This is a genomic window from Streptomyces spirodelae, from assembly GCF_017676385.1.
Taxonomy (GTDB): Bacteria; Actinomycetota; Actinomycetes; order Streptomycetales; family Streptomycetaceae; genus Streptomyces; species Streptomyces spirodelae.
Window position 1 is genome coordinate 1 of the sequence record NZ_JAFFZN010000055.1, and the last position, 10,207, is coordinate 10,207.

The 10,207-nt window shown below is 67.4% G+C and carries 9 protein-coding genes and 3 pseudogenes; 3 read left to right on the forward strand and 9 right to left on the reverse strand.

Annotated elements, in window-relative coordinates:
- From JW592_RS33105 to JW592_RS32145, 7 genes and pseudogenes are all read right to left on the reverse strand, one after another.
- Window positions 1-118: pseudogene (locus tag JW592_RS33105) on the reverse strand (HNH endonuclease); the annotation flags it as partial.
- 211 nt (window positions 119-329) lie between these two features.
- A pseudogene (locus JW592_RS33110) lies at window positions 330-517 on the reverse strand (transposase); the annotation flags it as partial.
- Window positions 518-639: 122 nt separating this feature from the next.
- On the reverse strand, window positions 640-1,530 hold the full coding sequence (locus JW592_RS32125; protein WP_229377226.1) for an ATP-grasp domain-containing protein: 891 nt from the start codon (window positions 1,528-1,530) through the stop codon (window positions 640-642).
- 257 nt (window positions 1,531-1,787) lie between these two features.
- A complete protein-coding gene (locus tag JW592_RS32130) occupies window positions 1,788-2,945 on the reverse strand; it encodes a site-specific integrase (RefSeq protein WP_209268818.1) in 1,158 nt (385 codons plus the stop codon).
- An 848-nt stretch (window positions 2,946-3,793) separates the two neighbouring features.
- A complete protein-coding gene (locus tag JW592_RS32135; protein WP_209268819.1) occupies window positions 3,794-4,126 on the reverse strand; it encodes a helix-turn-helix domain-containing protein in 333 nt (110 codons plus the stop codon).
- Complete coding sequence (locus JW592_RS32140) at window positions 4,123-5,253, reverse strand: tyrosine-type recombinase/integrase (protein ID WP_209268820.1); 1,131 nt, start codon at window positions 5,251-5,253, stop codon at window positions 4,123-4,125. The genes JW592_RS32135 and JW592_RS32140 overlap by 4 nt, the downstream gene beginning before the upstream one ends.
- An 808-nt stretch (window positions 5,254-6,061) precedes the next feature.
- Complete coding sequence (locus JW592_RS32145) at window positions 6,062-6,490, reverse strand: hypothetical protein (protein WP_209268821.1); 429 nt, start codon at window positions 6,488-6,490, stop codon at window positions 6,062-6,064.
- 264 nt (window positions 6,491-6,754) lie between these two features.
- On the opposite strand from JW592_RS32145, the gene JW592_RS32150 reads away from it, so the two are divergent.
- The 3 genes from JW592_RS32150 to JW592_RS32160 are packed head-to-tail and all read left to right on the forward strand — an operon-like array spanning window position 6,755 to window position 8,529.
- The gene (locus tag JW592_RS32150) at window positions 6,755-7,261 is read left to right on the forward strand and encodes a hypothetical protein (RefSeq protein ID WP_209268822.1); all 507 of its coding nucleotides are present in this window, start codon (window positions 6,755-6,757) and stop codon (window positions 7,259-7,261) included.
- Window positions 7,262-7,273: 12 nt separating this feature from the next.
- Window positions 7,274-7,990 (forward strand): hypothetical protein, encoded by a 717-nt coding sequence (locus tag JW592_RS32155; protein ID WP_209268823.1) that lies wholly within the window; start codon window positions 7,274-7,276, stop codon window positions 7,988-7,990.
- Window positions 7,963-8,529, forward strand: a complete 567-nt coding sequence (locus JW592_RS32160) for a DUF6973 domain-containing protein (protein WP_209268824.1) — start codon at window positions 7,963-7,965, stop codon at window positions 8,527-8,529. The genes JW592_RS32155 and JW592_RS32160 overlap by 28 nt, the downstream gene beginning before the upstream one ends.
- Window positions 8,530-8,831: 302 nt before the next feature.
- Here the strand turns inward: JW592_RS32160 and JW592_RS32165 are convergent, their stop codons facing one another.
- Both JW592_RS32165 and JW592_RS32170 read right to left on the reverse strand, forming a co-directional pair.
- Window positions 8,832-9,311 carry an HIT family protein gene (locus JW592_RS32165; RefSeq protein WP_209268825.1) on the reverse strand — a complete coding sequence of 160 codons (480 nt, stop codon included), beginning with the start codon at window positions 9,309-9,311 and terminating at the stop codon, window positions 8,832-8,834.
- 50 nt (window positions 9,312-9,361) lie between these two features.
- Window positions 9,362-10,175 (reverse strand): annotated as a pseudogene (locus tag JW592_RS32170) (IS5 family transposase).
- Window positions 10,176-10,207 lie beyond the last annotated feature (32 nt).

A 10,207-nucleotide genomic window follows, 5' to 3' on the forward strand; every position in this document is an offset into this window, starting at 1 on the left:
GGTCCTGGTCGGCCTTCTGCCGGTTGGAGCGCGCCGTCACCGCCACCAGCGACCGCTCGCTGCCCAAATCGTTGGCATAGTGCTCACGCTTCTTGGCCGTCCACCCAGTTGGCGGGGAGCGTCATTCCTCATGTGCCATATTCCCGCTCAGAGGTCTGAACCGCGGTCCTGCTGCCAGGGCCGCGAATTCCCATCTCAGCTCTCGGCCGCAAGATGACTGCGGTGTCCCGTCTTCCGTCGCCTCCACCATCTCGTTGGGCCGGACGGGTGGGGGCCTTGAGGAGGGACTCGTAAGGAACGACGGGCGTGCGGCAGTAATGGGCACCGGTGTCGACCCGGCCACAATTCAGCGCATCGTGGAGGGTGCCGTGACCACGCCGATGCTCGGGCGCCAGTGTCAGGTCGACCAACGTCTGACCGCTCCGTCCGCGCACAGCGATACGTCGGTGAGCTCGAACAGGGCGTCTGCGCGAGCGGTCAGGCCAGCGTGAAAGTCGGTCCGGAACTGGGGCAGCAGAGGCTGAGCTCCAACACGGGGGCATCGTTCAATAGTGAGCGCGAGGAGACATCTCGCGGTATCGCGGGCTGGTGAGTCCGCCCGCCGGGCAAATCCGCGTCGACTGTCTCCCGTGAGACTGCTCACAACGGCGGCTGGCCGCTACCGGCTGCGTTCGCAGACTTTGGTGCCGCGAGCAGCGGTCCGACCAGTGCGGCGGGATCGGTTCCGGCGGGCAGGTCGCTGACCTGCCCGTCGCCGACCTCCATCACTCGCCAGGTACCGTCGGCGCGCTGGGCGAGGTCGGTGGTGACGAACCGGCATCCCAGTGTGCCCACCAGCGGCCGGATGCTCTCGAGGGCGGGTTGGGGCCGGAGCTCAGGAGTGTCCGGGTGGGCGGTGGTCAGCACCGGCTCGCCGTCCAGCCACCACACTCTGGCTTCGCCCACCTCCTGCCGGAACACCTCGAAGGCGCGCAGCACGATGCCACCCGCCAGCGCGTCCTCCTGGAGATCGACGAAGCGGGAGACGACGTGTTGTACGGCTGTGGTGTCGGCGAGGTCGGGCAGGTAACAGGCATGGTCCCAGTCGTGTTTGCGGGACTTGACGAAGTCCTTGACGATCCCGGGGCCGGGCGGAAGGGCTGCGGTGATGCCGACCAGTACAGCGGGCCGGGGGGGTTGGTATGGGGCGCAGGCCGTCCAGGCGCTGGGCGGGGTGGCGTCTGCGAACGTGCCGTACCAGCCGGGCAGTTCGTGCGCGGTCCGGTACATCAGAGCACTGGTGCACAGGCGGACGTCGCGCACGGCCAGCGCGGTCTCCAGGTCCGCGTAGGCCGCCGCGGGGATCATCCAGCCCCGGTACCAGGCCGCCCCGATGTCCCGGGGCACACGGCGCACGGCCTCGTCCGCGCGGCCTGCGAGCAGAGCGTCGTGGTCGATCAACGCCACCTGCGCACCGGCCTCGCGGGCGGCGGCGGCCTGCAGCGCGAAGTGCGGTTCACAGTGGGTGGGGCGCAGCGGATCACTGCACATCAGCAAGGAGACGGTCACCGCCCCCACGGTACTCGAACAGCGCATCGGCACGGGCTGTCAGGCAGGCGTGAAGTCGGTCCTGACCTCAGAAAACAGAGAAGCGGACTGACGCACGCAGCCCCTTCCAGCGACTCACCCTCACAATCTTGGTATCGATCAGGGGCTTCTGGACGACTTGCCTGATCACGTCACAGTCGCACTACTGGCTGACGAACGGCAGAACCCGTGGTCAGCGCAGGACTAACCACGGGCAGAGGTTATACAACAAGCTGACCGCTACTTTGCGGCTCGGGGTTGCGACAAGAGTCCGGGGCTGCCAGGGCGCGTCCACGTGCCTGGAGGTAGGCGGTCCAGTCGGTTACCGCGCGACGGCGCCACTGCTCGGCAGTGATGACGTGCAGGCCGAGCAGCGGTGCCAGGACGGCGGGTGGCATGTCCTGGGCCAGCTGGATCAGGGCGGTTCCCCGCGATGCGCGGATGGGGATGCCGTGCGCCGTCAGTGTCCGAGCCAGTGAGGCAGAGGATCGGTGGGCGCCGGGCTGTGTGCCGGGGAAGAGCCACGGCATGGGTGAGTTGGCGCTCCAGCCGGGCTCAGGCGACTGCTCTACGAGTTCGGTGAGCAGCGTGGCGAGCGGCACCGGAAGGTGCACAGGGCTGCGGTCCAAGAGGAGGGCAGTGCGCCCGTTCTTGCTGATCAAGTCGCTGTCGGTGAGGGTGACGATACGGGTGAGGTGCTGGCCGAGGAAGAGTAGGAGCGCGCCCGCGGCACGAACGTCCAGCGGGAGTTCTTCGTCATAAAGGCACTGCTGGAGCAGGTCCCAGTGGGAGTCCTCATCCAGGCCCACAGGCTCTGGCTTGGCGCGGTGCGGGACGAGCAGGTCTTGGCTGTGGCCGCGGCGTGCTGCCCAGACCAGGAAGTCGCGGACCTCGTAGCGGGTGCTGGCGCCGCCTGCGAGCCACTGGTCGACCTGATGCTGAGTGACCTCCCTTAATGCGAGTCCGCGCTCGGTTGCGAAGCTTAGGAAGTCGGCGGCGGCGTTGATACGGACGTACGCCCACTGGGCACGGCCAGGGGTGCTGGGGCTGTGGGTGGACCGGCGGCGTGCGCGGGGCATGACCGACCAGCGCACGTACGGCCGTAGGAGCGGTGCCTGCTCGGGCCACCTTGTCAGGACGTGGCCGAGGTGGCGTTCGATGCGGACCAGGTACTCGTCGCGTGCGGGTAGGACACCGAAGGTGACCAGGACTTGGCGCAGGTAGTCGATGGTTTGGGCTGTGCCACGGCCGGCTGTGGCGAGCTGGTCAAGATCGGCGTGAGTGAGCTGCCTGCTGGCTGCCGCAGTATTTGCGAGAAGCCGGGCGGATGCGGAGTTCAGCAGCCAGCGCAGGGCCGTCCGCGGGTATTCGCAGTTCATCAGCGCTTGATGAAGCGGGCCGAGCTGTCGGCTCGAAACGGGTTCTAGGTCGGCCCGCAGGGCGGTGAGCCGCTCGTCGATCGCACACCGATCACACGCGTCTGACACGAGGATGCTGCGGGGTTCGCCGCATCGGACGCATGCGTAGGGGGCGGTGTGACCGTCGCATAGCGCACAGACCCTCTGACCAGCCACCCGACTGATCAGGACCCTGATGCGCGCGCAGGCCGGGCAGGGCGCTGGCTCGCGCCGGACCTGCGCGTAACAGGACTTGCACACCGGACCGAGCGGCCAGCGTGCGCAGACCGGTGCACTGGTGCCGCACAGCGCGCACGGCGCCAAGGGCCGTGATCTGCACGTCGTGCATGGGTCCATGTGGCTGGGGCGGCCACAGCTTGAGCAGGTCCGCGAAGCCGCGACTTCGCGTTGGTGGCATGGCGTGCAGGAGTCGCCAACGGGCCGCGGGCGGGTCCGTCCACAGGTGTCGCAGATGCCGACATTGGCCTGAGCCGCCAGCGTTCCTTCACAACCGAGACACAACCGGCCGCCGGGCACCAAGCGGCGAAGCCGGCGCACCCGCCCGCACCGCAGGCACGCCGGAGTCCGAGCCCGCTCGCATCCGACTTTCCGCAGTCGGGCGATCAGGCGCTGGAGCGCCGGCGGCGCGAGCGACGAACCGCTGACCAGCGCGTCCGGATGCTCCGTGAGGTGAGCGCGCACCACAGCACGCGCCTTGGGCGCCATCTGCGCAATCAAAGCCGCCGCATCAGAAGAGGCGAGTTCGGGCAGGTGCGCGCAGATGAGATCGGCCAGTTCGGTCCAGCTGGCCGGCACCTTCGATGTGGCCATCACAGGCCCTCCGGTCGCCGCAACCTGGTCCGCCGGGCAGGCGGCACCGATCTGTCGGCCGCCTCACCCGAAGCGGCCGGCTTGACAACCTGCCGTCGCACTTCCTCGACGTCGATCAGGTCGGTCGGTGTGCACTGCAGAATCCCGCACAGCGCGGCGAGCGTGTCCATGGACAGCCGTTGCGGGGGCTGGGTCACCAGGCGGAACACCTGCTCTCGCGAGAGATGCACCCCGTACTCGGCCAGCAAAGGCAACAGGTCACTGGTTTGGTACATGTCCCGCTCGGCCATCAGACGGCGCAGGTTCCAGCGAAACCCCATCCGCTTCGTCACCGCTGACCCACTTCCTCTCGTGCGGCCATTCGTTCGACACGGCGCGCAAGGGAGTCCTCGAGCAGCCGGTTGCGGTACTCGTCCGAGACCCACGTGTACAGGGCGGTCGTCGATGCGTACCGATGACCGACCTGGTCCTGCACGAACCGTTCCGGGTAGCCGAACTCGATCAGATGCGTGATGTAGCTGTGCCGCAGCGAGTGCAGCTCCAGTTCCTCAGGCAGGCCAGCATGCTGCCGCACGAGAGCAAAGACCTCGTCCAGGCGCCGCAGCCCGAGCCGACCGCACCGCTCAGTGACCCACAGCGCAGGATGCTTCCCGGCCCCGAACCGCCCACGGACCTCATCGACCCACTCCTCCAGCAGCGGCACGATCCAGTCCATCTCCGGAACGGTGAGAACTGTGCGCCTCTTGGACGGACTGCCGCGGGGTGCCTTCCCGAATCTCACCTCAAGAGCCCCGAAGCGGCCGTAGTCCTTCGCCCGCGGGTTGTGCCGCAGATCATGCAGGTCCAGCATCGACGTCTCACGCCGCCGCGTGCCGTACGTGTACACGGACTTCAGCAGCACCGCGTCACGCCAGGCCGCCAGCACTCCCTTCCGCCGGCGCTTGCGGGCCTGCTCCACACGGTCATCCGCGGCATCGAAGAGAGCCTGCAACTCGTCGTAGGTCAAGGCCCGGCGGCCCGGGTTACCCTCGAATTCGGCAACGTGATCAGCGGTGTTCCAGTCATGACAGATCTGGGCGGGAACCTGCCCGAACTCCTCCTGGCACGCAGCCGCCCACCCGTACCGGCCATCGGTGATCAAGGTGCAGAACAGCTGCAAGTCGTTCTGCTGACCACGCACGGTCGAGTGCGCGAGCGGGAGCTCACGCGACATCTGCGTGGAGAAGTACGCTTCCATGTCCTCCGCGTTCCACTCCCACGGGTAAGTGCCCGTGTAGTCGGCGAACCGCCGCACCAGGCTCAGTCGATCCGAGATCGTCTTCTTCGCCAGCAGCCGACTCTGCTGCTGTTGCTCCCACCCCTTCAACATGGCCTGGAACATCGCCGCCGCAGGATCCAGCGCCCGCACGTTTCCCAATACCACCAGGCGCATTGCGCCGGGTACATCGACAGCTCCCATGCTCACTCCCGCGGTTGCACCTGACGCAACATCGTGGCGTCGGATACGCGTCCAATGAGGAGAGAGCAGCCCCCGCCACCCAAACGAGTTACAGCCTCCGGGGACAAGAGCAGGCCAGAACGTTCCCACAGGCCGCACGCAATGATGCAGCGGACACAACTCCGCCTACTTGGAATCCCATGCCTCGGCCAGGGCACCATGTGGTCGATATCCAGGGAGCGCGGGTTGTCGGTGGTCTTCGCGTCGTCGTAGCTGAACCACTCGCCGTCCGTCAGGAAACAGCCCGGCCCGACCTTCGGCTCCTCGGTAGCTTCCTCGATCAGGACTTCCTGCCGGGTGTTGCAGCCGTCCTTGCCGGCGTCGATCCAGTGCTTGAACTTGCTGCGCTTGTAGCCAGCGCGGGGGCAGCGGCGGTGAGGAGGGGAAGAGTCAGTGCGGCGGCCGTCAGACCGCGAGCCAAAGTGATCACAGCCGGTGTTGTAGCCGCACCCACTCCCAGACCACGCCGGAGACGGCACGGGTTCACTCAACCGAGGCCACAGGGAGCCGGATGGGCTCGAGGTGCACCGCGCACGCCCGGGAGGGCGTTGCCGACATTCAGGCGGCCGACGAAGCCCCGCCGCCGACGAGATGATCGAGACGCTCATAGAGCGCGCGCTGCAGACGGGCGTGCCTATGGGCACCACCTTGAAGGGTGCCGCTCAGCGGTGCGGACAGCCGCTGGGCGCTTCGCCCGGGAGGAACTCGGCACGGGCCCACGCGCTCGCTGCCGGCCGGCGACCGGTGGGCAAGGCGGCGAGCGTCAACCTCAGCCCTCTTCGTGCCGGGGCGCTTCGCCCCGGCCCTGGAGGCGCCGGCGCCCTAGATATATATGCAGGCCGATGGCTACTCCCGCGGCGGCAGTCCCCGCTGTCAGCGCTTCGAGGGCCGAGTCCATCCGATCGCTCCGGGCGGAGTCGCAGATGCGTGTGTGCGAAGCGACCGACTCCTCAGCATCGGCGGGGCCACCCTGGGCATCGCGGTAGTCGTCCACGTGACGGGTAGTGGGGGAAAGCAGGGAGCCGCACTCCGCATGCACACTGGCCGTCGGGTCGGCGGGGTCTTCGTCTGCGTAGACATCGGTCAGGGCGAAGGCGAGCGAGACGAGGAGCAGCACTGCCGAGAGGCTCCACAGTACGGCCCTTACTGCCAATCGCTCCCGCTGCTGGGGCGTCTGTCCTGCCCTGGTCCGGGTCATCGCCCCTCTTCTCCCTGCTTCGCGCGTTCTCACTGGCCTCGCCGGCGAAGGCTGGTCCCGGTGGTTCAGCCCCGGCGTCGCATGGGTGAGGGTAGCCGCGGTCGGCTGACGGTGATACCGGTGCTGTGCAATTCCGGCAGGCGGGGCCAAATACCTCACGCTGTACGCATGCGTTGGCGGCTGAGGTGTTCTTTACGATCGGCCCGTCGTCCGGATGGTCGGGGATACCATGCTCACGTCACAGAAGGTGAGCTGGGGGTTACGTTGAACTCGTTCCAAGCGGAGTGGGATGCACTGGTCTCGCAGGCGCACCAGGCGCAGGGCGCGCGGACGCAGCTCAACTCCGCGCCCCCGGCGGGCGGCGCGGGAACCGGGCCTGGCGGGCCGGACCGGCTGGCCACGGACCCCACGGCGAAGAAGGCATCGGCGAAATACATCGACGAGGAACTGCTTTCGCATCTGCGCAGCGCGGGCCGCATGGCGTCCGAGGAGCCTGCGCCGGGGCTGCTGGGCAGCGAGCGTTCCCAGCCCGGCGGCATGATGCAGAACTGGGAGGCGTGGCAGGGCGTTGAGTACGTGCTGAGCAAGCGGGGCAAGCAGGTCCGCAACCTCGAACAGAGACTTGAGGGCGAACGGGACGCGCTGCGGGGCACTCGGGTGCTCTTCCAGACGCAGGATGGTCTGGTGCACAACCCCCTCACAGCGGTATCAGGCCCTTCCTCTTCCCTCCTGCCGGGGACCGAGCCCACCAGCCTGCGGCCGGCAGAGTGAGACGGACGGGCGATGACACTCTCCTTCCGCGACATCATGGCCGCCGACCCCACCGAACTGGACGACGCTGCCAAGGCGTTCAAGCGCATGAGCAAGCGTTTCGGCGAGCTGCACACCGACTACGACACACGCGTGCGCGGCACGCTGTCGCGCAGCTCCTGGGCAGGCATCGCGAAGGTGAGTTACGACGAGGTGGCCCGGGTCTCCTCCGGGCAGTTTGACAGCGCCAAGCGCCAGGCCAAGAACATCGCCACCCTGCCGACCCGTGCGTACCACGACCTGGCAGACAGGAAGGAGACCCTGGAGAGCCGAGTGACGGCCGCCCAGGACGACAAGATGAGCGTGGACGGCGACGGCCGCGTCACGCTCGACACCACGAAACTCAACGAGGGCGAGCGCGTGGCCCGGGGACATGACCCCACCTACGCGCAGTCCCTTGATGAGGAGGTGGCGGCGTGGCAGTCCAGGATCGACAAGGCAGTCGAGGCCGTCAACGACGTGGACACCGCGGTCAAGAGAACTCTCATGGCCGCTGTCGAGCCGCCGGAAAATCGGGCGGCCGGGGCGCACGGCTTCAACCCTGACAAGGTCGATTACGTACCGCCGGGGACCAAGAAGGACGCGGACCGGATCCTCCGCGACTACCAGGTCGCTCCGGACCCGGACGGGCTCGTCCTCTACCCCGCCACCCTGAGCTGCTCGTGGGCCCGTTGTTCGCCGAGGACGTGAGGAAGCTCCAGCAGAGTGTCACGGCGCGAGAGGCGGACATGCTCGACGGGCTGGGCCTCAGCGGTCTGCAGGACTTCCGGGGCGTCAAAGACAGGGCATTCAACACCGCCGACGCCCGCTTCCGTCCCGGCGACTGGAACGACAACCACAACGACGCGTTCCGCCACACGTACTGGAACGCGCTGATGACGAAGGAGTACGGCGCCGAGTGGGCCGCCGAATACGCCACGGCACATGAGGCCCGGCCAGGCAACCGCCCCGAGCGTGAGGCGATGGACCTGTACAACAACGAGGCCGGCAGGCGCATCGCCCAACAGCACCCCGGCGCGAGCGAGGAGGAACTGGCCGACTTGGTGGAAAAGGCCGTGCGGGACGGCGACCTGGTGGTGATCGACCGCGGCGGCCGTCTGACATTCACCGACCACATCGACTCCGCTGAGACAGGCGATCCGAAACTCAAGGCACCTGAGAAGGCACAAGAGCACCAGTCAGACCGGAACACCGGCGGCTCGGTAGCAGGTGAGCACAGTGGAGAATGAACCGCCGTAGCGCGCACCCAGCAGCCCCGAACCGCCATCAGACTCACCCATCAGGTCCTCGGAAGCTCCGAACGTGTCCTCGGGCGCGAACGCCCCGACACTGTAATGATGAGTGAGATGCTGGCTGGAGGGAGAACTGGAGGGAGAAGATGCCTGGGGACGTCAGGTCAGGAAGCCGCCCGCCCCACGAACGCCAACCGCGTCACCGACATCCTCCCGCTCAGACGCCTCCAGTGAGCTTCGGCTGACCGCCACCGATCACCGGGCCCGCCGACCTGCTGGCCGGCGGGGCCCCACAGCGGTCAGGTCACCGAGCGCAGATGGTCCAGTTCGTTGCCGATCGCATCCCGCAATACGTCGTGCTGCGGACCGAGCCTGAACTGTTCGTCACTCCACCGTTCGCGCGGATAGAGCCACACAGGCTTGCCCACCAGATCGGCCGGCTCCCAGTCAAACCGCGGCCAGACATGCGCATGCAAGAACGGGTCCGTGTTCCCCAGGATCTCCAGGTTGACCCGCCGGAAAGCCGGGTCCAGCCGCCGACAGGCACGCTCGACCGCTTCACCGAGCTGGTCCATGTCGGACAGGAACGACAGCCGCTTTGCCTTCGGCAGGTCCGACAGACGCTGCACATCCGGTTCATCCCCGAGCAGAACCGAGTAACCCGGCAGGAACTGAACATCCCCGATCACCGCGAACCCCGCCGTCAGCCGTCGCAGCACGGTCGGGTTCTCGCCGCTCAGCGCAGCCTTGATCCGATCCATCCGCCAGTCACCAGTCATGGCCAAAACCCTACATTCCGGTGATCAAGGACTGCTTCTCAGAGGTCATCTCATTTGGTGAGTCTGCGGTAGCAGATGAGAGTGCAGGCGATGCCGGTGAAGGCGAGGAAGTGCTCGGCCTTGCGCTCGTAGCGGCGGTGGAGGCGGCGGCAGCCGGCGAGCCAGGCCATGCTCCGTTCGACGGTCCAGCGGTGACGGCCGAGTCGTTGCGAAGTGTCGGTGCCCTTGCGGGCGATGCGGTGCCGGATGCCCCGCCCCGACAGCCATCGCCGCAGGTGGGTGTAGTCGTATCCCTTGTCGCCGTGGAGTTTGCCCGGCCTGCGCCGCCTCGGTCCCGGCGGAGCCGGATCGGTGGTATGCCCTTCACCAGCGGGATCAGAGCCTGACTGTCGTGCAGGTTGGCGCCCGAGACGCCGATGGACAGGGGCAGACTGGTCCGCTCGGTGATCAGATGGATCTTCGAGCCGTACTTGCCCCGGTCAACAGGGTTCGGACCCGTCAGGTCCCCCTTTTCAGGGCCCGCATGTTCACCGAGTCGACCGCGCACCGGGACCAGTCCAGGCCGCCACGGGAGCCAAGTTCGTCCAGGACCAGCCGGTGCAGCTTCGCCCAGACACGGGCCTTCGACCATTCGGTGAACCGGCGATGAGCCGTCGCGCCGGACGGCCCGAATGACGCAGCGGGCAGTTGCTGCCACGTGCACCCCGACGTCGCCACGAACACGATCGCGGCCAGGACCTCGCGATCGCCATGGCGACGCCGGCCACCGCCCTGAGGGCGCGACGGCACATCCGGCACCACCTGCTGGAACAGCTCCCACAACTCATCCGGCACCAGCCGCTCAACTCTTCCCACCACACCCAACAGCCTACCGAACCAAATGAGATGACCTCTAA

Coding starts and splice junctions, on each gene's coding strand:
- JW592_RS32125 (WP_229377226.1), bottom strand. CDS start 1,530: ATGTGCAGTGATCCGCTGCGCCCCACCCACTGTGAACCGCACTTCGCG.
- JW592_RS32130 (WP_209268818.1), bottom strand. CDS start 2,945: ATGAACTGCGAATACCCGCGGACGGCCCTGCGCTGGCTGCTGAACTCC.
- JW592_RS32140 (WP_209268820.1), bottom strand. CDS start 5,253: ATGGGAGCTGTCGATGTACCCGGCGCAATGCGCCTGGTGGTATTGGGA.
- JW592_RS32145 (WP_209268821.1), bottom strand. CDS start 6,490: ATGACCCGGACCAGGGCAGGACAGACGCCCCAGCAGCGGGAGCGATTG.
- JW592_RS32155 (WP_209268823.1), top strand. CDS start 7,274: ATGACACTCTCCTTCCGCGACATCATGGCCGCCGACCCCACCGAACTG.
- JW592_RS32165 (WP_209268825.1), bottom strand. CDS start 9,311: ATGACTGGTGACTGGCGGATGGATCGGATCAAGGCTGCGCTGAGCGGC.